Origin of the sequence: Mesorhizobium sp. M7A.F.Ca.US.014.04.1.1, from assembly GCF_003998745.1 — a bacterium.
GTDB lineage: Bacteria > Pseudomonadota > Alphaproteobacteria > Rhizobiales > Rhizobiaceae > Mesorhizobium > Mesorhizobium ciceri.
On the sequence record NZ_RZRW01001287.1, the window covers coordinates 1 to 686 of the forward strand.

Below are 686 nucleotides of genomic sequence, written 5' to 3' on the forward strand. Positions count from 1 at the left end.
AGCTTACTCTGGTGCCATCGCAACACCGATCATCCTCAACATCGATGCAGGAACGACGGTAAGCGGCAAGGGCCTCGCAGTTTCCAACACTGGCGCCGGTGGTCTCAACGTCACCAACAATGGCACGATCAGCATTGATGCCGGCAACATGCCAACAGCTGGCGGCACCGCGGCGCTCTCGCTCTCGGCAGCCGGCGGCGTGATCACCTACACGGGTGGGAGCATCATCAACAACGGCACCGGCAATGCCTTCGATGCGGCGCAGACGGGAGGTGCCGGTTCGGTCGACATCAACATCGCCGCAGGTGTCTCTGCGGCAACAGGCGAAGGCATCACCGTCCGCGACGTAGCGACCAGCACCGGCGTTTCGGTCAAGACCAACAATGTCAGCGCGCTGGCGTTTGGCAAGGACGCGATCGATGCGCAGAGCCAGTCGCTGACCGGCAACATCGCGGTGACCGCCAATGGCGACCTTCAGGCGGGTAACGCCGGTTTGGTGGCGGTGATCGTTCCAGGTGCGGCAACCGGCAATATCGAGGTGACCACCAATGGGTCGATTGACGCCCGGTTCGGCATCGACGCCGAGAATCTCGGCACGGGCAGGACGACGGTGGTCGCAGGGGGTCCAATTGCCGCGACCACCGGCAACGGCATCTTTGCCGCATCGGTCGGCAGCCATGTAATAG

Annotated in this window: 1 pseudogene; it reads left to right on the forward strand. The window is 63.0% G+C overall.

The features are described 5' to 3' along the window. Positions 1-686: pseudogene (locus EOA22_RS36115) on the forward strand (autotransporter outer membrane beta-barrel domain-containing protein); the annotation flags it as partial.